21 protein-coding genes are annotated in these 18534 nt (G+C 62.0%); 10 read left to right on the forward strand and 11 right to left on the reverse strand.

The window, feature by feature from the left end:
- Window positions 1-36: 36 nt before the first annotated feature.
- Window positions 37-1614 carry a PRC-barrel domain-containing protein gene (locus tag CIT31_RS06165; RefSeq protein ID WP_095517885.1) on the reverse strand — a complete coding sequence of 526 codons (1578 nt, stop codon included), beginning with the start codon at window positions 1612-1614 and terminating at the stop codon, window positions 37-39.
- A 283-nt stretch (window positions 1615-1897) separates the two neighbouring features.
- Between CIT31_RS06165 and CIT31_RS06170 the strand changes: the two genes are divergently transcribed.
- Window positions 1898-2818 (forward strand): diacylglycerol/lipid kinase family protein, encoded by a 921-nt coding sequence (locus tag CIT31_RS06170; RefSeq protein ID WP_095518104.1) that lies wholly within the window; start codon window positions 1898-1900, stop codon window positions 2816-2818.
- 29 nt (window positions 2819-2847) lie between these two features.
- Here CIT31_RS06170 and CIT31_RS06175 read toward each other — a convergent pair whose 3' ends face one another.
- Window positions 2848-3048, reverse strand: a complete 201-nt coding sequence (locus CIT31_RS06175; protein ID WP_095517886.1) for a hypothetical protein — start codon at window positions 3046-3048, stop codon at window positions 2848-2850.
- 169 nt (window positions 3049-3217) lie between these two features.
- Between CIT31_RS06175 and CIT31_RS06180 the strand changes: the two genes are divergently transcribed.
- A complete protein-coding gene (locus CIT31_RS06180; protein ID WP_245316126.1) occupies window positions 3218-4738 on the forward strand; it encodes a sensor histidine kinase in 1521 nt (506 codons plus the stop codon).
- Between the two features lie 96 nt (window positions 4739-4834).
- Here CIT31_RS06180 and CIT31_RS06185 read toward each other — a convergent pair whose 3' ends face one another.
- The 3 genes from CIT31_RS06185 to CIT31_RS06195 form a co-directional block, all read right to left on the reverse strand.
- A complete protein-coding gene (locus CIT31_RS06185; RefSeq protein ID WP_095517888.1) occupies window positions 4835-5299 on the reverse strand; it encodes a hypothetical protein in 465 nt (154 codons plus the stop codon).
- Window positions 5300-5311: 12 nt separating this feature from the next.
- Window positions 5312-5638 (reverse strand): ElaB/YgaM/YqjD family protein, encoded by a 327-nt coding sequence (locus CIT31_RS06190; protein WP_095517889.1) that lies wholly within the window; start codon window positions 5636-5638, stop codon window positions 5312-5314.
- 125 nt (window positions 5639-5763) lie between these two features.
- A complete protein-coding gene (locus CIT31_RS06195) occupies window positions 5764-6525 on the reverse strand; it encodes a Crp/Fnr family transcriptional regulator (RefSeq protein ID WP_095517890.1) in 762 nt (253 codons plus the stop codon).
- Window positions 6526-6774: 249 nt separating this feature from the next.
- Here CIT31_RS06195 and CIT31_RS06200 point away from each other — a divergent pair, with 249 nt between their 5' ends.
- Entirely contained in the window at window positions 6775-7095 is a 321-nt protein-coding gene (locus CIT31_RS06200; protein ID WP_065007520.1) for a response regulator, read from the forward strand.
- Window positions 7096-7148: 53 nt separating this feature from the next.
- Here the strand turns inward: CIT31_RS06200 and CIT31_RS06205 are convergent, their stop codons facing one another.
- Both CIT31_RS06205 and CIT31_RS06210 read right to left on the reverse strand, forming a co-directional pair.
- The gene (locus CIT31_RS06205) at window positions 7149-7700 is read right to left on the reverse strand and encodes an RNA polymerase sigma factor (protein WP_029348707.1); all 552 of its coding nucleotides are present in this window, start codon (window positions 7698-7700) and stop codon (window positions 7149-7151) included.
- Window positions 7701-7703: 3 nt separating this feature from the next.
- The gene (locus tag CIT31_RS06210; RefSeq protein ID WP_029348708.1) at window positions 7704-7898 is read right to left on the reverse strand and encodes a NepR family anti-sigma factor; all 195 of its coding nucleotides are present in this window, start codon (window positions 7896-7898) and stop codon (window positions 7704-7706) included.
- A gap of 235 nt (window positions 7899-8133) precedes the next feature.
- Here CIT31_RS06210 and CIT31_RS06215 point away from each other — a divergent pair, with 235 nt between their 5' ends.
- The 6 genes from CIT31_RS06215 (at window position 8134) to CIT31_RS06240 (ending at window position 11627) form a co-directional block, all read left to right on the forward strand.
- On the forward strand, window positions 8134-8928 hold the full coding sequence (locus CIT31_RS06215) for a response regulator (protein ID WP_065007451.1): 795 nt from the start codon (window positions 8134-8136) through the stop codon (window positions 8926-8928).
- 233 nt (window positions 8929-9161) lie between these two features.
- Window positions 9162-9329, forward strand: a complete 168-nt coding sequence (locus tag CIT31_RS06220; protein ID WP_023797107.1) for a DUF1328 domain-containing protein — start codon at window positions 9162-9164, stop codon at window positions 9327-9329.
- Window positions 9330-9476: 147 nt separating this feature from the next.
- On the forward strand, window positions 9477-10511 hold the full coding sequence (locus CIT31_RS06225; RefSeq protein WP_095517891.1) for a sensor histidine kinase: 1035 nt from the start codon (window positions 9477-9479) through the stop codon (window positions 10509-10511).
- A 153-nt stretch (window positions 10512-10664) separates the two neighbouring features.
- Window positions 10665-10847 (forward strand): hypothetical protein, encoded by a 183-nt coding sequence (locus tag CIT31_RS06230; RefSeq protein ID WP_095517892.1) that lies wholly within the window; start codon window positions 10665-10667, stop codon window positions 10845-10847.
- Between the two features lie 131 nt (window positions 10848-10978).
- Window positions 10979-11305, forward strand: coding sequence for a hypothetical protein (locus CIT31_RS06235; RefSeq protein ID WP_095518105.1), 327 nt, complete (start codon window positions 10979-10981; stop codon window positions 11303-11305).
- Between the two features lie 79 nt (window positions 11306-11384).
- On the forward strand, window positions 11385-11627 hold the full coding sequence (locus tag CIT31_RS06240) for a YMGG-like glycine zipper-containing protein (RefSeq protein WP_065007456.1): 243 nt from the start codon (window positions 11385-11387) through the stop codon (window positions 11625-11627).
- A 96-nt stretch (window positions 11628-11723) separates the two neighbouring features.
- Here CIT31_RS06240 and CIT31_RS06245 read toward each other — a convergent pair whose 3' ends face one another.
- The 4 genes from CIT31_RS06245 to xylF all read right to left on the reverse strand — a co-directional run bounded on the left by CIT31_RS06245 (window position 11724) and on the right by xylF (window position 16856).
- Window positions 11724-13349: a CHASE domain-containing protein gene (locus CIT31_RS06245; RefSeq protein ID WP_095518106.1), complete on the reverse strand. Its 1626-nt coding sequence runs from the start codon at window positions 13347-13349 to the stop codon at window positions 11724-11726.
- A 124-nt stretch (window positions 13350-13473) separates the two neighbouring features.
- A complete protein-coding gene (locus CIT31_RS06250) occupies window positions 13474-14268 on the reverse strand; it encodes an ATP-binding cassette domain-containing protein (protein ID WP_095517893.1) in 795 nt (264 codons plus the stop codon).
- Window positions 14269-14341: 73 nt separating this feature from the next.
- Window positions 14342-15673 (reverse strand): sugar ABC transporter permease, encoded by a 1332-nt coding sequence (locus CIT31_RS06255; protein ID WP_095517894.1) that lies wholly within the window; start codon window positions 15671-15673, stop codon window positions 14342-14344.
- A gap of 142 nt (window positions 15674-15815) precedes the next feature.
- Window positions 15816-16856, reverse strand: a complete 1041-nt coding sequence (gene xylF, locus CIT31_RS06260) for a D-xylose ABC transporter substrate-binding protein (protein WP_095517895.1) — start codon at window positions 16854-16856, stop codon at window positions 15816-15818.
- A gap of 260 nt (window positions 16857-17116) precedes the next feature.
- On the opposite strand from xylF, the gene CIT31_RS06265 reads away from it, so the two are divergent.
- Window positions 17117-18364, forward strand: coding sequence for an ROK family protein (locus tag CIT31_RS06265; RefSeq protein ID WP_095517896.1), 1248 nt, complete (start codon window positions 17117-17119; stop codon window positions 18362-18364).
- Window positions 18365-18534: the final 170 nt, after the last annotated feature.

Genomic DNA, 18534 nt, shown 5'->3' on the forward strand with positions numbered 1-18534 from the left:
GTTGCCGGCGCGGGCTTTTTTCGTCGTTAGAGCGAATTAACGCATCATCATGCGCTGCTGGTCGCGCTTCTCTGCATAGGTGCCCTTGTCGTACGCGACCTGCGCCTCAAGCTGCTCCTTGGTGAAGTTCGTGTAGAGATAGCGGTTGCCATCCTTGTCGGTCATGAATTTAAGATTTTCCATGCCGACAGCCACTTCCTTCTCGCCAACGCCGAGGAAACCGCCGACGTCGATGATGACGGCGTCGACCTTCTTGTCACCCGTCAGCACGACGTCACCAATCTCGCCGACGTTGACATCATTGGCGCCGTAGACGGTGGTTCCAACCAAATCTTCGGACCGGATTTCGTTGATCGGCATTTCGGTCAGCGCCGACTTGTCGATCGCTGCGGTCTGCGTCTGGTCGGGGGTTGCGTCAGGGGTTGCTGCAGCCGGAGCCTCGGCTGTCTTGTCCGCCGGCGCTGGAGCAGCGGGGTCAGGCGTTGTTGCCGGAGCCTCGGCTGTCTTGTCCGCCGGTGCTGGAGCAGCGGGGTCAGGCGTTGTTGCCGGGGCCTGCGCCGTCTTGTCTGCCGGTGCCGGAGCAGCCGGGTCAGGCGTTGCCGCCGGGGCCTGCGCTGTCTTGTCCGCCGGTGCCGGGGCAGTGGTGTCAGGCGTTGTTGCCGGGGCCTGCGCTGTCTTGTCCGGGGCTGGGGCCGCATCGACAGCAGGGGTGGTTGTAACTGGCGCCGGCGCCGCCGCGTCATTCGATGCTGTAGTCGCCGGGGCGGGATCATAGGCCTCGCGATTGAACTCCGGCAACGCCTCCAGGTCTTCCTTGGTGGTCTCGGCCACCAGCCAGCGATCGCCGTTCCTTTCCGCCCACTTGGCCTTATCGAACTCGTAGGCGACATTCTTTTCACCAACCTCGAGGAAGCCGCCGACGCCAATGATCAGCGACTCGGCCTTGCCATCCTTGGCCAGAACGATGTCGTTCACGTCGCCAATGTTTTGAGCGTCGTCGCCAGTGCCGTTGTAGACGGTTTCGCCGATGATATTGGTGGCAAGATTACCGTCGGCACGCTTCACAGGTTCGGCCGGAGCTGCGGTGCTATCGGCTGGAGCAGCCGGAGCGTTCTGTGCGGTGGTTTCCGTCGTGCCGGAAGGAGCGGCAGGAGCCGTAGCCGTAGTGTCATTGGCCGCAGGAGCCGGATCGAAAGCGCTGCGGTCGAAGTCCGGCTGAGCCGTCAACTCATCCTTTGTGGTTTGCGCAATCAGCCAACGGTCGCCGTTCCGTTCGGCCCATTGCAGCTTATTGTAGTCGAAAGCCACGTTCTTGGCGCCAACGCCAAGAAAGCCGCCGACGCCGATGATGACAGATTTTGCCTGACCGTTTTCATCGAAGACGACGTCGTCGACATTGCCAATGTTCTCGGCATCGTCGCCTGTGCCATTATAGACCGATTCCCCGATGATGTTGGTCACCAGGCTGCCTTCGGCGCGCGCAACGGGAGCCGCAGGAGCGGTATCCTGGATTGCCGGGTCCTGCGTCGGCGCCGGGGTTGTGGCCGTCTGCGCATATGCACCGGTCGCAAGCAGTGCTGCGAGTGCGGTGGTGGTCAAAAGGGTACGGATCATTTAATCCTCCTGCGTTATCTCGTTTGCGCCGCGAGCATGGGAGATCGGTCGCGGCGTTACATATTCACAACGTCGTGACCGCGCGGTTGTTCCGACACCATGGTGAGCGTCGTGAAAAAACCACCCGAAACGCGCTCGCTCATGCCCTCGGCCGGTGAGATTCACTCCTGTATTTTCGTTAGAGCTGCGGAACTTTTTTTCAGCCGCCCCGTTCCAGCCTATGGCTGGGTCTGTCCTCGCCGATGATTATCCGATGGTTGCCAAGAAAAAACGGAGCGGGGGGATGCGATTTGCGGCGGTGCTGAACCAGGAGGGCGGCACCCTGCGCACGATTGATCTTTCCGCCTTCACGGACCGGATGCGCCAGACTTTGGAGGCAGCAGGTCACTCCATCGATATCGACATCGTTGCCGGCAAGGACATCGTCGCTACGCTGGACCGCATCGCTTCGAAGCACAGCGTCGACATTGTGCTGGCCGGTGGCGGCGACGGCACCATTTCGGCCGCGGCTGCCCGGTTGATGGGCAGGAAGAAAGCACTTGCCATTTTACCGGCTGGCACGATGAACCTGTTCGCGCGCGGACTTGGCATCCCACAGACCCTTGACGCGGCCGTGAAATCTCTTGCCGACGGCGAGGTGATCGCAGTCGATATGGCAACAGCCAACAATAAGCCATTCGTGCATCAGTTCTCGATCGGCATGCATGCCAGGATGGTTCAGCTTCGCCAGACCATGGAGTTTGGCTCGCGGTTGGGAAAGATGCGGGCTTCAGTCAAGGCTGCGTGGGCGGCGATCAACAACCCGTCGGCAATGAAGGTGACGCTGACCATCGGCGAATCCGAGATCGTGACGCGAACCACCGGCATCGGCATCACCAACAATCTGTTCGGTGAGGGTCACCTGCCCTATGCCGACAATCCCGCCGGCGGCGTGCTCGGCATCTATGTCACGGTGGCGCGGCGGCGTGGCGAACTGCTCAGGGTCCTTTTCGACATGGCGCGCGGCAAATGGCGCGACAGTGAGCATGTGGAAATCCACCAGGCTGACCGGGCCGTTTTGAAAGTGCACTCGGCTGCCAAGAAGTTCCGCGCCGTCATGGACGGCGAACTGGTCAGGCTTGACCCCGAAACGACGATCGAAATCCATCCTGGCGCGCTGAACGTTCTGGTCCCGGCGCGCGCTGTCCAAGCGAAGGCAGCGTGATGCAGTCCGGCACAGTCGATCGGATAGCTTCAGCCTTTGGGAATCTCGCCCTGTTCGCCCCTGGGAAGCTCGCCCTGTTCGGTTGTCGACGTCTTGTCTATCATGTTGCCGTAGATCTCTGCGATGCCCCAGGCGATAAACGCCAAAAGCAGCGCGGCGATCAAGATACGGAAAGTGTGCCAACCCCCGCGTCCCTGGCGGGCTTTGTCTTCAGGAACGATCCTGGGCATGATCCGCCTCCATTTCGTTTGGCGCTGGTATGTTGGCGCCGGCAGGGCGCGGCTGGCAAAACGTGGTTGGGTAACGGTTCCTCAAGGCGAAGGTTCCAGTTCAGACGCAGGCAACTGGCGAGAATGGCTGCAAGCCGATGCACTTGGGGGCCTTGTGGATAGCAGGGTAGTGAAAAAGCCGAATCTGCCGGTCGACGTCCTTAGTGTGGTAAGGGCGCAGGACCGGCTTGCAGTACTGCACGGTCTCGACGCCCTCGACACGGCGGCCGATCGTGACTTCGACCATATCAGCGGTCTTGCCGCCGCGGTGATGCTAGCGCCCATCGCGCTGGTGACGCTGGTCGATGTCGAGCGGCAACGGTTCAAGTCCTGTGTCGGCCTGGATGAGACCGAGGCCTCGACAGATGCATCTTTCTGCGCCCATACCATTGCCGCCGCCGGCGACCAGCCGATGGTGGTAACCGATGCGACCACGGATTCACGCTTCAACGCCAGCCCGCTGGTCACTGGCCAGCACCATGTCCGTTTCTATGCGGGTGTGGCGATCGTGGTGGCCGGCGCCCGGATCGGCACGCTCTGCGTGCTCGACCGGAAGCCGCGCGCGTCGCCGCCTGCCGCCCAGCTCGAACAATTGACGGCGCTCGCCAGCCTCGCCGCCAGCCTGTTCGCATTGAAGGACGCCACCCGCAACGGCGCCAGCATCGCTGCGGCGCTGGCGCGCGAGGAAAAACGGCGCGGCATCGCGCTCGATGCCGCCTCGCTCGCAAGCTGGGCATGGGATATCCACACCGATATGATCGAATGCGATGTCCGGTTGTCCGAGCTGTTCGGCCTGCCGCGCTCGAATCGGCTGAGGGCGCGCGATATCCTTGCGGCCATCGACCCGCGTGATGTCTACCAGACCGAGACGCGCTTTCGTGACGCGCTGACCGGCAGCGACGACTATTTTGGCGAATACCGCGTCAAGGGCTTCACTCCGCCGCGCTGGCTCGCGACGCGCGGCCGTGTCATCGAGCGCGACGGCGACGGCAAGCCGACGCTGATCTTCGGCGTCAATTACGACATCACCGAACGCAAGCTCGGCGACGAGCGGCAACGGCTCTTGCTGCGCGAGCTGAACCATCGCGTCAAGAACACGCTGGCGACGGTGCAGGCGCTGGCGACGCAGACCGTTCGCCATGCGCGCCAGCCCAGCGAATTCCTTGAAGCCTTCAGCGCCAGGCTCCAGGCGCTGGGCGCCGCCCACAGCCTGCTGTCCGACCGCGAGTGGCGCGGCATTGGCATCCGCGAACTCGTGCAGATCGAGGTCAAGCCGTTCGACACCGCCGAGCAGCCGCGCATGACGATCTCAGGCGCCGATCTGCTGCTTTCGCCCGACCAGGCAGTCGGGCTTGGCCTGATTCTGCATGAACTGGCCAGCAATGCGCTGCAGTACGGAGCGCTATCGGCGGCTTCGGGCAAGGTCGATCTCGACTGGCAGGCACAGGGCCGGAAAGGCGCACGGCGCCTGGTGCTGACCTGGCGCGAAAGCGGCGGGCCTGAAGTTGCCTCGCCCGAACGCCACGGCTTCGGCTCGATCCTGATCCGCCGCAGCCTGGCCAAGGTCATCTCCAGCGAAGTGGCCCACGAATTCCGGCCGGAAGGCGTATTCGCCGAAATATCGATGCCGCTGGAGGATCTGCCGAAGTGACGGCCCGGCCATGATCCCGAACCGAAGGTCCGCGTCAGCGAAAAGTGCAGCCCGGTTTTGGGATTAGATTGTGGTCACAAGAAGAATCGCTTCGAGCTATTTCGCTTCGCCGGCATCCGGATCGTCGGCATCGGGCTTCACGTTCTCGCGGTAGATGGCGTAGGCGGCGAGTGCGATCGCTGGGCCGAGTATGGTGCCCAGGCCGCCTTTTCCCTTGAGTAGCGCCGGCAGCACGGCGAGCGCGGCCGTGATGCCGACCGCCTTCATATCGGCTTGGCGCCTCCGCGCCCGGCGTCGGGCGCGCGCGCCGGCCGACAGCTGATGGAAGAGCAGGAGAAGCCCTGTGATCACCAGGAAGCCGACCCCAAAACCGAGGCAGGCTGCCATCGGCCCGTAGCGCCCCGCCACCCAGACATAGGCCGCTCCGACCAGGAAACCGACGCCGCACAGTGCGGCAAGTGCTGCGAGCGCATAGACGATTGCAGCCGTGCGCGCGCGGCGCACGGCTGCCACGGCTTCACCCGAGGCGAGCCCCGAGATCAACGATGCCAGCATTCCCATCTGGGCTGAGGCTTAGCGGCGCGCGAGAAGCGCGAACAGAAAGCCGACGCCTGCCGCGATCGCCAGCGACGTCACCGGCTTTTCGCGCACGCTCGCCACCACTTGGGCTTCGAGGTCCCTTGCGTTGCTGCGCATATTTTCAAACGCTGCTTCGCCTTGGGCGCGCAATTGCTCGACTCCTTCCGCGGCAACGCGACGAGCAGCCCCGTAACCATGTTGGCCGGTCTCGGCCAGCTGTTCGGTGAGTTTTTGAATGTCGACTTTCAACTGCCTGATATCGGCTTCAAGGTCCGAATTCGTCCGGCTTTCGTTCGGGGACTTTCCTGCGGCAGTCGCCATCACTTAACTCCTTGCGTTTGCTCGGGTCGAAACGTTCGACCCACCCCAAGGTTCCGGAATCGGAACAACTCCCATGAAAGGGTGTTTCCGCAAGCGAGTCCAGCCCGGCACGTCTCGGTAACCCCTCAGATCAGCGGTCGGCGAGCTTCGCTCAACCCTTGCCAGCGGGCGAGTTCCTTGAGCCTTTCGTTGTCGACCACCTCGCAGCCGCCGTCGCGCCAGAAGATAAGCTTGCGGTCCATCAGCTTGCGGATCGTCTTGTTGGTGTGGACCAGCGACAGGCCGAGGGTATCGGCGAGATGCTGCTGCGTGATCGGAATCTGCACGGGCGTCCTGCCGTTCAGCCCGACCACCCTGGCGCGGCTGGAGATGAACGCAATGAGATAGGCTGCACGCTCGAGCGCGGTGCGTCTGCCAATACTGAGCAGGTTCTCGTCCAGCATGCGCTCCTCTCGCGAGGCGATCCAGGTGATGTCGTAGGCGAGGCCCGGATGGCTGCGGTAGAGTTCGGGAAGAGCTTCCCGCTCGAAAACGCAGAGCAGCATCGGCGACAGCGCTTCCACGGAATGCTGCATTTCTCCCATCAGACTGCCTTGCAAGCCGATGAGATCGCCTGGCATGGAATAGTTCAAAATCTGGCGGCGGCCATCCGACAGCAATTTGTAGCGGAAAGCCCAACCCGACAGCACCGTATAGAGATGGGCGCTGTGGCTTCCCTCCACCAGAACCGTAGCTCCCTTGTCGACGGCCAGTTCGCCCTTCTTGACCGCGTCGACGAAGACAAGTTCCTGCTTCTCGAATGCCCGAAACGCCGGCAACGGCCGCAGTGGGCAGTTCTCACATGAATATCGGCGGGTGGAAAAAGAACGGCCGTTCTGGCCAGGCATTTCTATCCCTCTTCGAAAGCGGCCCTCTTCCGGAAGGCGATAGCGAACGCCCTGCAGGCGTAGAGGTTCCGCCATCCGCGACGGGCATGTCTTTTTTAAATGACAGCATGCCAAATAACTTTAAATGACAGGAAGCCAAATAGGGATCATGATTCCTCTGTTCCCTGCGCCCAATGGAGACATTGCCACGTGCCCCCCTTGCTGGACGGATTGCGGATTCTTGTTCTGGAGGATGAATTCCTGATCGCCATGGATGTCGAGCAGCTTTGCCGCGACTACGGCGCCGGCGACGTGATCATCGCCCGCAATCTGGGCGAGATCGATCGGAAGAGCGTTGCCTCGCAATTCGACGCCGCCATCGTCGATCTCATGCTTGGCGGCGCTTCGACGCTCGATTTCGCTTCGCGGCTGCGCGAATCGGGCGTGCCTTTCGTCTTCGCCTCGGGCTATTCCGACATGGACGAAATCAAGGTGTCCTTTCCGGATGTCAGATTGGTCACCAAGCCTTATTCGGGAGACGATCTCGTGGAGGCAGTGGCGGCGGCGTGCGGGCGCGGCCCTCTTGTTTGATGTCCGGAAAACCGGGACCGATATTACCGGGGCCCTTATTGTCGAGGGACAGTTCAGGCGGCGTTCGACCCCGTCACCTGAGCCGATATCGCATCCGGGCCAAACTCGTCATCACCGGAAATCTTCAGGATTTCCTGCAGCCGCGTGCGGGCGCGGCTGACGCGGCTCTTGATCGTTCCGACCGCGCAGCCGCAAATCTCGGCGGCTTCCTCGTAGGAAAAGCCCGACGCGCCGATGAGGATGATGGCTTCGCGCTGGTCCTCGGGCAATTGCTCGAGCGCGCTACGAAAGTCCTTGAGGTCGAGCTGGCCGTGCTGGGCCGGATGGACGGCTAGCCTGGCCGTCATGATGCCGTCGCTGTCCTGCACCTCGCGGCCGCGCTTGCGCATCTGCGAATAGAATTCGTTGCGCAGGATGGTGAACAGCCAGGCCTTGAGATTGGTGCCCGGCTCGAAGCTTTCATGCTTGTCCCAGGCCTTCACCAGTGTTTCCTGCACCAGATCGTCGGCCTTGTCGGCGTTTTGCGTCAATGACACGGCAAAGGCCCGCAGGCTCGGAATCGAGCCGAGCAGATCCGTCTTGAAGCTCTGGGAGACGGCCGCCATGCCTCAGTCCTTTTTCCGTGCAGGTTGGGCCTGTTCCAATTGGCTGAGCAATTGGGCGAAGCGATCCGGCACGTTGTCGGAGACCAGTTCGTCGTAATATTGTTTGAGTTTGCGGCCGATTTCCGAGTTTGGCCCGAGCGGGTCGCCGGAAGCTGCCCGGCGCCTGTTTGCAGCGCCAGCCGTGGTATCTTTCGTCATCTCTTCATTTCGCCCTTCGTTCCCAGTACCCTGCCGCCCTTCAATACACGACGCAAAGCAGGCGGTCCCCTCGTCTGGTTGCCCGTCCCGACCTCAAACGCCGTCCTCTTATATAAGTTCCAAACCGTCGGAACTTTTTCGGAAAGCCGGCGTTTATGTTTTCAGGGCTAATTTCGGGGCTTGTAATCACCTTGGCCTGCAATCTATCCAATTACGTCAGAGGGAGACGTCCATCATGAGCCTGTCCGCAACCATCGCTCCGCACCTGCCGTTCCTGCGCCGCTTCTCGCGGGCTGTTTCCGGATCGCAGGAGAGTGGCGACGCGCTGGTCGCCGCGATGCTCGAAGCCATCATCGCCGACGTCGACATCTTTCCGGACGCTTCGAACGACCGCATCGCGCTCTACAAGGTATTCGCCAGGCTGTTCACCTCGGTCGCCATCCGCGTTCCGCAAGAACACCCGCAGTCGGCGTGGGAACAGCGCGCCGCCGCCAATCTGAACGCGATCTCACCCCGTCCCCGGCAGGCCTTCCTGCTGGTCGCCGTGGAAGGTTTCAGCGAAGACGAGGCGGCGGAGATTCTCGACGTCGACGATCAGGAATTCTCCGAACTCCTCGCCGAGGCCAGCAACGAGATTTCCCGCCAGGTGGCAACCGATGTGCTGATCATCGAGGACGAGCCGCTGATCGCCATGGACATCGAGCAAATGGTCGAAAGCCTGGGCCATCGCGTCGTCGGAACTGCGCGTACCCACGCCGAGGCGGTGGCGATGTTCACAAAGACGCGGCCGAAGATGGTGCTGGCCGACATCCAGCTTGCAGACGGCAGTTCGGGCATCGAAGCGGTGAACGAGATCCTGTCGTCCACGCCGGTGCCGGTGATCTTCATCACCGCCTTTCCCGAGCGCCTCCTGACCGGCGAGCGGCCGGAGCCGGCCTTCCTCGTCACCAAGCCGTTCAATCCGGATATGGTCAAGGCCCTGATCAGCCAGGCCTTGTTCTTCGACCGGCACGCGAAAGCCGCTGCATAGGACCGGGCAGGCCCGGCCTCGCGCTGCCCCGTTTCCACGGGTCGCCCGTTTGCCACTGATCGAATGACGCCGGCCCCTTGCGGCTGGCAAACGTCACTTGCGCCCAGAACTTCCCCTGCGCATGACGATTCATTTCGGGCCGGAAAGATCTCCAGGGATCGTCTTTTTCGGGAAAAGGTGGAACAAACGGCAGCGAAAGACGTTTTTGCTGTACCATTTGAAGGAGAAGGATCATGCTTTACTGGGCGCTCGTGTTTCTCGTCGTCGCGATCATTGCAGGCGCTCTTGGTTTCGGTGGTATAGCCGGCACCTCGGCAGGTATAGCGCAGATATTGTTTTTCATCTTTCTCGCTTTCCTGATCATCTCGCTTATTGCGGGCTTGTTCAAACGCGCGTCGTGAACTGCGATCCAACACTGGGAACCGCACCCCTCAAGTGGTTTCCAGCTACCGCCGGGCAGTGTCCTTCAACCGCCGCTCGGCGGACTTCTTTTGGGAACCCATTTTTCCGTCAGCCGTTCAGCTTGGATCGGGTGGGTGAAGTTACCGATGCAATCCAGAGCCGGAGACATGAAAGACAGCGGACGGAGCGATGAGATCATCGCTCTGCATTCCGATGACAGCGAAATGCAGCTTGGTCGGGCCCTTCTCCATGCGCTGCACAATGCCGGCATTTCGGTTCTCTATCAGGATCGCGAGATGAGAACCGTCTGGGCCCGCAACATGCGCCCGCCATGGGCTTCCGATACTGCCGATAGCAACGGCATGCTGCCCTTGGTGCATGCGGAACGCATCGGTGCCGCCAAACGCAACGTAGTCGCATCCGGCAATCCGGAACATCTTGAGCTCAGCATTCCCGCCGACGATGGCGTTCGCTGGTTCCAAATATGGGTAGACGCTGATCACGACGACGGCGGCGCCGTGCAGGGCGTCGTCACCACGATGGTCGAAACGACCGAGCAGAAACGTCGCGAGCAGACCCTGAAAACGCTGCTGCGCGAGGTCAGCCACCGCTCGAAGAACCTTTTGGCCATCATCCAGAGCATCGCCACCCAGACCAGCCGTTATTCGGACACGCTCAGTGATTTCCTGACACGCTTTCGCGGCCGGCTGCAGTCGCTTGCCTCATCCCAGGATTTGGTGACCTCGTCCAACTGGCGGGGAGCGGCACTGCGCGAACTGGTGTCCGGCCAGGTCGGCCGCTACGGAGCCGACCCCTTGCGCAGCCTGCGCTTCCAGGGTGCAAATCCATACCTCAACCCCAATGCCGCCCTGCATATAGGCTTGGCCATGCACGAACTTGCCGTCAATTCAGTCAGCTATGGCGCTCTGTCGCGAGCCGACGGATTCGTCGAGGTGACGGCCGATCTGACGGCTGCTTCCGCTGGCGAGACCGCACTATCGCTGACGTGGGCCGAAGCCATCGGGGCCAATGACAATCAGCCCAGCGAGAAGCGTTTTGGCAGCGTCGCGCTCGAGCGCGTCGTGCCTGCGTCGTTGAACGGAACGGCGACGCTTAAAATCACCGGGGACCGCCTCGAGTATCGCCTTGTCGTTCCTCGCGGCAATTTCGAGACGGATTGACCGGACAACAGCCGAGCCAAAGAGGGCTGGGGCCAAGAGGCCTGAATACCGGCCGCGCCGGCCTTAACCACCTGTTCACCATAAAGTCCGAAGCTGTTCAGACACCGATCCGCATGACGTTTTCGATCGCAGTCTGCTGCGCAGTACGGAGGAATGGCTTTGACGGTTGCCGACATCAACAGGCTGGAACAGGCCGCACGCGTTTCGATGGGCGGGTTTCAGGATCTCGAAGCATCCGCGATGCCGTCGCCCCGTGCTACCCACCCGACCCCCGGCCTCGCCGCAATCGGGGTGGCTGCGGTGGTCGTCCTGGCCGCCGCATTCCAGTTGATCTAGAGCGTCGGACCCAAAGTGGCCGGCGGCTTGTGCTTGCTTCATGTCGACCTGTTCTCCAATCAGTCGCGCCAGCCGGCATCGCAGGAACTTTGACGAATATGGCCCGTTCTTATGGCGAGAGGATACTCGCCATGGAACACATCGCTGCCGTGTTGCTTGTCATTGGCTGTTCTAACGCGATGACGGAATGTCGTGAACTGCCCGTATCGGTGGGTGTTTTTGAAACCGCTCAGGAATGCGCCGCCGAGCGTGCGTTTGTCTTGAGCAATGTGCAGGGTCAGGCTCCGCGCATAATTGCCAAATGCCTTTCCGTCGATCCGGCACTTGAGGATGATTACGATCAGATCGTCTGGAATGTGCGTCCGGACGGCACGCTCGACGCTTCCGTGGAGATTTCCAATCTTGAGGTTGCTTCGACCGGCGCGCGCCCCGAAAAAGATTCTCTTAGCCAACAATGAAATCGATCGGGCAAAACCCTTTTTCGCATGGTAAGTGACGGGTGGAGCTCAAGTGAGGACAAAAGCGAGGAGTGACCCTATGCGGAAGATGATTATTGCCATGGTTGCCGTGGTCGCAGTCAGCGGCTGCAGCACCACCGAGCGGGATGTCGGCGTCGGCGCCGGTGTCGGCGCTCTGGCCGGCGGCCTGATTGACGGCGGCAAGGGTGCGCTGGTCGGCGCAGCCATCGGTGCCGGTACCGGCCTGCTGGTGCGCAACCTGCGCAATGGCTATTGCCAGTACCGCGACAACCGTGGCCGTCTGTTTACGGCTCGCTGCTGATCCGTTTCAAACGCATGAGGCAATAGAAGCGGAGACCGGACGAGCCGGTCTCTGTTTACTTTCGCCTTCGAAAACGGTCGGTTTGCGGCAGCGTTTTCAGTCCGACAGTGGGATCCTGATTTCCACTCTCAATCCGCCATCGTGAAAATCGCGATTGATCGTACCGCGCAATTCGCGCGTCACGTTCAAATCGATCAGCTTGGTGCCAAAACCGGTTTTGGCAGGTGCTTCAAGCTTCTTCTGGCCGACTTCGCGCCAGTTGAGAACCAGCGTCCGGTCGCGCCAGCGGCCCTCGACCGACCAGGCGACCTTGAGCGCACCGACCGAGTTGCCGGCTTCGCCATATTTCAGCGCATTCGTCGCCAGTTCGTGAAAGGTCAGGCCGAGCGCTTGCGTCGTTGTCTCGTCGAGCAGCACCTCTGGCCCCGACAATATCCCCTCAGGAAGCTCCTTGCCGAATACCTGACCAAGCTCGATCCGCAAGAGATCGCCGAGGTCTGCCTTCTGCCAGCGCGAGCGCGTCAGCATGTCCTGGGATGCCGCCATCGCTTGCAGCCGGGCCGAAAAAGAGGACGAGAACTCGTGGACGTCGGTGGCGTGCGATGCCGTCTGTCGCGCGATCGCCAGCACCCGCGTGATCGAGTTCTTGATGCGGTGCTTCATCTCCTGCAGCATCAGATCTTTTTCGAGCAGGCTTTTTTCCGTCGTCTCATGAAGCAGCGAGACCGCGTCATAGGCCCGCTCCTGATAGCGTGCCACCAGCGCGATGGTTCCCGCGAGCAGCAGCCCGAACAGGCCGAGCATCACCGGAATGGCGCGCGAGGAGGGTTGCGAAAAGGCGCTTGTCGGCCTGAACAGGACGGTCCATGGACGTCCGGCGATGGTGATCTCGCGAGAAACCACCAGCCTGTCACCGAAGATCGACGCCGGCGGCGTTTCCGACTGGAACAAAAGATGGTCGGCATCAACCTTGCCGTCATAGATTTCGATGTTGACCGGCAGCAGCGGCGTCCGGCTGAGCGCGGTCTGGAACAGATCGCGAGCGCGAAAGGCCGCGTAAAGAAAGCCTGATGTCGTGGATCTGGTCGCATCGACGCCGTCCGGCGCGGTTTCGACATTGAGCCGCACGAAGACCAGGAAGCCGGTGAAGGTCTGCGCAGCACCTGTTTCCTTGCCTAACTGCGCGCGCCCGCTCGCGTGCTGCTGGTTATCGGCCATCGCCTTTTCGATCGCCTCACGCCGCACCGGTTCTGTGAACATGTCGTAGCCGATGCTGGATTGATTGGAAGGGTCCAGCGGCTCGAACAGCGTGATGGGCGTCCGCCAGGGCAGCGTCGTCGTAGCCGGATAGATCGGATGGCTGGCGCCATAGTCGTGCAGGATGGCACGCTCGACCGCTGCCTCGTCGCCGGGTCTCGTCAGCCGGAGAAAGCCGATGCCGCGCAGGCCGGCGAAATTGTCGTCAATATCGAGCGCGTTGAAGAACGCCTTGAACTCGCCGCGCGAAATCCCACCATTGCGCGCCTCGAACAGCGCATGGGTCGATCGCAGCAGCGACAGATGCAGGTCGATGCGGCTATCGATCCGGTTGAGCGCATCGTCCGCCGTCGCCTCGAACTTGATGCGCGCCGCTTCCTGCGTGGCGAAATAGGCGAATCCCGCCATCGTGAGGCTGATCAGCGCGACGGCGATGAAAGCGACGATCGGAAAGAACTTCTTCAAATTGCTGCTGCGGCCCATGGTTCCCCATCTTATGGGCAAGTCCTCGCGTCAACACAATGGCGCGGCCAAACCATCATGACCGCTGGCACATCACATGACGGGTATTAGCCGGCTTGTTGAAGCTTCAGGCGGCGATCTTCAGCGCACCTGGCCCAGGAATGGCACCGGGCGGGCACTTGCCCAGGATGATCATGCCGAGCACCTCGTCCTGGGTCACGTCGCTGGTGCGCGCCGTGCCGACGACCCGACCATTCTTCATCACGCAGACGCGGTCGGCAAGCTCGAACACATCGTGGATGTCGTGACTGATCAGGAAAATGCCGATGCCGTCGGCCTTGAGCTGCATGACCAATTCGCCGACCTGTGCCGTTTCCTGCGGGCCCAGTGCCGCCGTTGGCTCATCCATGATCAGGATGCGGGCGTTGAACAGGATGGCGCGCGCGATAGCCACTGACTGCCGCTGGCCGCCCGAAAGCTTGACAACCGGCTCCTTGAAGCGCTGGAAGCGGGGATTGAGCCTGCCCATCACCTTGCGCGCCTCGGCCTCCATGGCGCCATCGTCGAGCGTGCCCCAGCCGGTCATCAGCTCGCGGCCGAGGAAGAGGTTGGCGGCGGCGTCGACATTGTCGGCGAGCGCCAGCGTCTGGTAGATCGTCTCGATGCCATATTTCTTGGCATCGCGCGGATTGGAGATCGAAGCCTCCTCGCCATTGACGAAGATCTGGCCCGAGTCGCGCTTGTAGGCGCCGGACAGGATCTTGATCAGCGTCGACTTGCCGGCACCGTTGTGGCCAAGCAGCGCCACGACTTCGCCCGGGAAAAGGTCGATCGACGCATCGTCGACGGCGCGAATGCCGCCGAAGGCAATCGAGATTTTGCGCATGTCGATCAGTGGCGTGGGAGCAGTTGTGTCAGCCATGATCGTTCCTCCCTATGGTTTTTGCTTGAGCATGATCTTGTCGAAACCGGTATCCACTTTTTCGGGATCATGCTCAGACCCGCTTGCGATAGACGGTGTCGAGCCAGACGGCGACGACCAGGACGGCGCCGACGACGACGCTCTGAAGCGGTGAATCGATGCCGAGCAACACCATGCCGGACTGCAACGACTGCATCAGAAGTGCGCCAAGCATGGCGCCGAGCACCGTGCCGGAGCCGCCGGCCAACGACGTGCCTCCAATGACCGCGGCCGCGATGACCAGCAACTCGTCCAGCGTACCCAGCGCATTAGTCGACGCATTGAGACGGGCCGAAGCGATCGCCGCGCTGATCGCGGCCAGAACGCCCATGATCATGAACACCTTCATAGTCACCCAGCGCGTGTTGATGCCGGCGAGTTCCGCCGCTTCCGGATTGCCGCCGATGGCAAAGACATAGCGGCCGAAACGGGTGCGGCTGGTGATGAAGGTCATGACGATGCCCACAGTGACCGCGATCAGCACTGGTATGGCGATGCCATGGGCGATAAACAGCCCGCCTTCCGGGACGGTGATGCCGGTCCGCTGGGCGTACTGGCGAACGATGCCGATCGGCCAGGGATAGGAATTGGCGATCCAGACGGCGCCGAGGATGGCGGCGCAAGCGACAACACCAAGCAAGGTCTCCGCCCAGACGGGACGCAGCGGGAACTTGAACCGCTTGCGCTGCGACCGGCCGTTGAGCAGCATCAAGGCGACGGCCACACAGGCGAGAATGCCGACTATCCAACTTGCGGTTGCCCCGATGGAGCCACGCGGCCCGCCACCCATGAGCTGAAAGGTGGCGTCGAGCGGCGCGACGGTGCGCCCGCTCGTCATCAGCCACGCCATGCCGCGCCAGATCAGCAGGCCGCCCAGCGTCACGATGAAGGCCGGAACCTCGAGATAGGCGATAATGAAGCCCTGGAGCGCGCCGATCATGAGGCCGAGCACCACGCCGGCAGCCAGTGCGATGATCCATATCCAGGGATTTCCAAGCTGGAACCCCATGACCCGGATGAGGAATTCGGCCTGCGCGACGCCCATCACCATGCCGATCACGCCTTCGACGGAGCCGACCGAAAGATCGATGTTGCGCATCACGATTACCAGCACCATGCCGGTCGCCATGATCGCGACCGAGGAGGTCTGCACCGACAGGTTCCAGAGGTTGCGCGGCGTGAGGAAAAGCCCGCCCGACAGGAGGTGGATTCCAACCCAGATGACCAGCAGCGCGCCGACCATGCCGAGCATGCGTATGTCGAGCTCGGTTGCCTTGAGAAAGCGGCCGACCGGGCTGAGCTCGGATTCACGCGCCCGATCGGCGCCTGTATCGGCGGCCGGCGTGTTGGAAGTTGTGTCGGTCATGATGTCCTCCCACCGGGTTGCCGTCTGCCGCGGATGCCGGAAGCAGTTTGGAAGTTATCCGCGAGAAGCGGAAAAACAATTCTTTTTGAAAAAACGCCGCGGCGTGAAGCCGCGGCGTTTCAGGCTGCTTGCGAAGGCCGGATCAGTTGCAGACCGGGACCGTGCCCGCCGCCACGCCGGCGCAGACCTCTTCCTTCTTGATCCAGCCCGCGTCGACAACGACGTTGAGATTGTCCTTGGTGACGGCAATCGGTGTCAGGAACAGCGACTTGACGACATTGCCGCCCGGCGTGAGAAAGTCCTTGACGCCGGCAATGTCTGTCATCTGCTTGCCGTCGGCCAGTTGCGAGGCGATCTCGGCGGCGTTCTTGCCGAGCTCGCGCGCGTCCTTCCACACCGATACGGTCTGTGTGCCGAGCGCGATGCGGTTCAGCGCGGCATGGTCGCCGTCCTGGCCCGACACCGGAACGGATCCGGCCAAGCCTTGCGCCGTCAGCGCCGCGACGACGCCACCAGCGGTGCCGTCATTGGCGGCAACCACCGCATCGATCTTGTTGTCGTTGGCGGTCAGGAACTGTTCCATGTTCTTCTGGGCGTTGGCGGGAAGCCAGCCGTCCGTATAGGCCTCGCCGACATTCTTGATCTTGCCGCTGTCGATGGCATCCTTGAGCACTTCCATGGAGCCGGCGAACAGGAAATCGGCATTCGGATCGGCGCCCGAGCCCTTGATGAAGACGTAGTTGCCTTCCGGCGCCACCTTGAACACTTCGCGGGCCTGCATGCGGCCGACTTCCTGGTTGTCGAAAGTCAAATAGAAGACGTCCTTGTTCTCGATCAGCCGGTCATAGCCGACGACTGGAATGCCTTCGTCCAGCGCCTTCTGCACCGCCGGCCCGATGGCCGAGGCATCCTGCGCAAGGATGATCAGCGCGTTGGCGCCCTGCGAGATCAGGCTCTCGACGTCGGTCAGCTGCTTGCCGGGATTGGACTGTGCATCGGCTGAAATATACTTGTCGCCGGCGGCCTCGATCGCCGACTTCATGGCGGCTTCGTCAGTCTTCCAGCGCTCTTCCTGGAAGTTCGACCACGAAACACCGATGACCTTGTCCTTCGCCTGTGCGACCGACGCGAGCGTCAGCGACATGGCGACCCCCGCCAGAATGGCGGCTGTGAATCTATTCATGATATTCCTCCCTGCGCCGCGTACGGCGCGATCAACTGGCCCGAAGACCTGCACAAAAGCTCTTTTTTTCGAGCCTCGAAAAAATACTGATCCAACGCCGAAGCACTGTCAACATGAATTCTGATGGATTTTGGTGTCCTGTTGGCTTTTTTTCGAGGCTCGGAATAAACAATGACAGGTCCTTCTGCTTCTGCCAGTATTTGTCGGCCTGACGGCTTCCGATTCATGAGCGGCCGCGGCAATAGGGAGGAAGCAAAACAATGTCGGTTGGGATCCGCCATGACGATTTGCGCCGGCGCAACCGGGCAATGGTTATTTCGGCCGTACGGCGCGCAGGCCAGCCGTCACGGACCGAGATCGCCGCAACCACCGGCCTCAGCCATTCGACCATATCGGCGATCTCTTCCGACCTGATCCAGGAAGGCATCCTGGCCGAGAGCAAGGGGAGTGAGACCGTTTCGCTGAAACGTGGCCGGCCGCAGGTTGGCCTCAGCCTCAATCCGGAAGCCGCTGCGGTATTGGCCGTCGTGTTGTCGCTGAATTCGCTGTCGGTCGCTGTCATCGACTATGCCGGACAAGTGGTCGCCGAGGAACAGCGCCGGCTGGACACGCTGACCATGTCGCGCGACGAGCTGATCGACGAATGTGTCGCCATAGTCCGGCGCCGGCTCGAAGACCCCGACCTCGACGTCCAAAGCGTCGCCCGCATCGCGCTGGCGATCCAGGGTATTACGGATTCCCATGCGCGCGCCATGTTGTGGTCGCCGATCACGCCGCAGACGAACATCGCCTTCGCCGACATTCTGGAACGCGAGTTCGCCATCCCGGCCATCATGGAGAACGACTGCAACATGATGGCCGTGGCGCTGCGCTGGCGCGACCCGGATCGCTACCGCGACGATTTCATCGCCATCCTGCTCTCGCATGGCATCGGTATGGGGCTGGTGCTGAAGGGCGAGCTGTTCACCGGCACCCATTCCTCAGGCGGCGAATTCGGCCACATGATTCATCGGCCGGGCGGCGCGCTTTGCCGCTGCGGGCGGCGCGGTTGCGTCGAGGCTTATGCCGGCAACTACGCTATCTGGCGCAACGCAAGGCAATTGAGCGAGAACGCCGAGCCGGTCGCCGATGTCAGCGACGCCGAGATGCGGGCATTGGCGGCCCGGGCGCGCGAGACGGACGGACCGGAGCGCGAAGCCTACCGCAAGGCCGGCGAGGCGCTCGGCTTCGGGCTCGGCAGCCTGTTCGCGCTGATCGATCCGGCGCCGGTCGCCATGGTCGGTGCCAGCGCTGCCGCCTTCGACCTGATCGAGCCGGCCCTGCGCGAGGCCATCGCCCAGACCGCCGGCGGCCAGCATTCGGGTTCGATTTCCTTCGACACCGAGCCGAACGAACTGCCGCTGATCCGAGAAGGCTGCGCCATGCGGGCGCTGAGCTTCGTCGACCAGGAGATCTTCGCGCCGAGCATCCAGGCACGAGCCGGCTCGGTCGGAAAGAACGTGGCTTGAACTCGAACGCAGGGATCCCCGGATCGGGACTTGGGGTGGTGTTGAGATTCAGGTCAGGCCGAGTCGAGAGTGGGTTCCGAGAGCCGGAGCGGAGCGTACTTTTTGGTACGTGAGCACCGGATGCGCAGGAAGCCGGCGTTCGCAGGCCGGCATCACCTGAATATCAGCAC

Source organism: Mesorhizobium wenxiniae (assembly GCF_002284535.1).
GTDB classification, from domain to species: Bacteria; Pseudomonadota; Alphaproteobacteria; order Rhizobiales; family Rhizobiaceae; genus Mesorhizobium; species Mesorhizobium wenxiniae.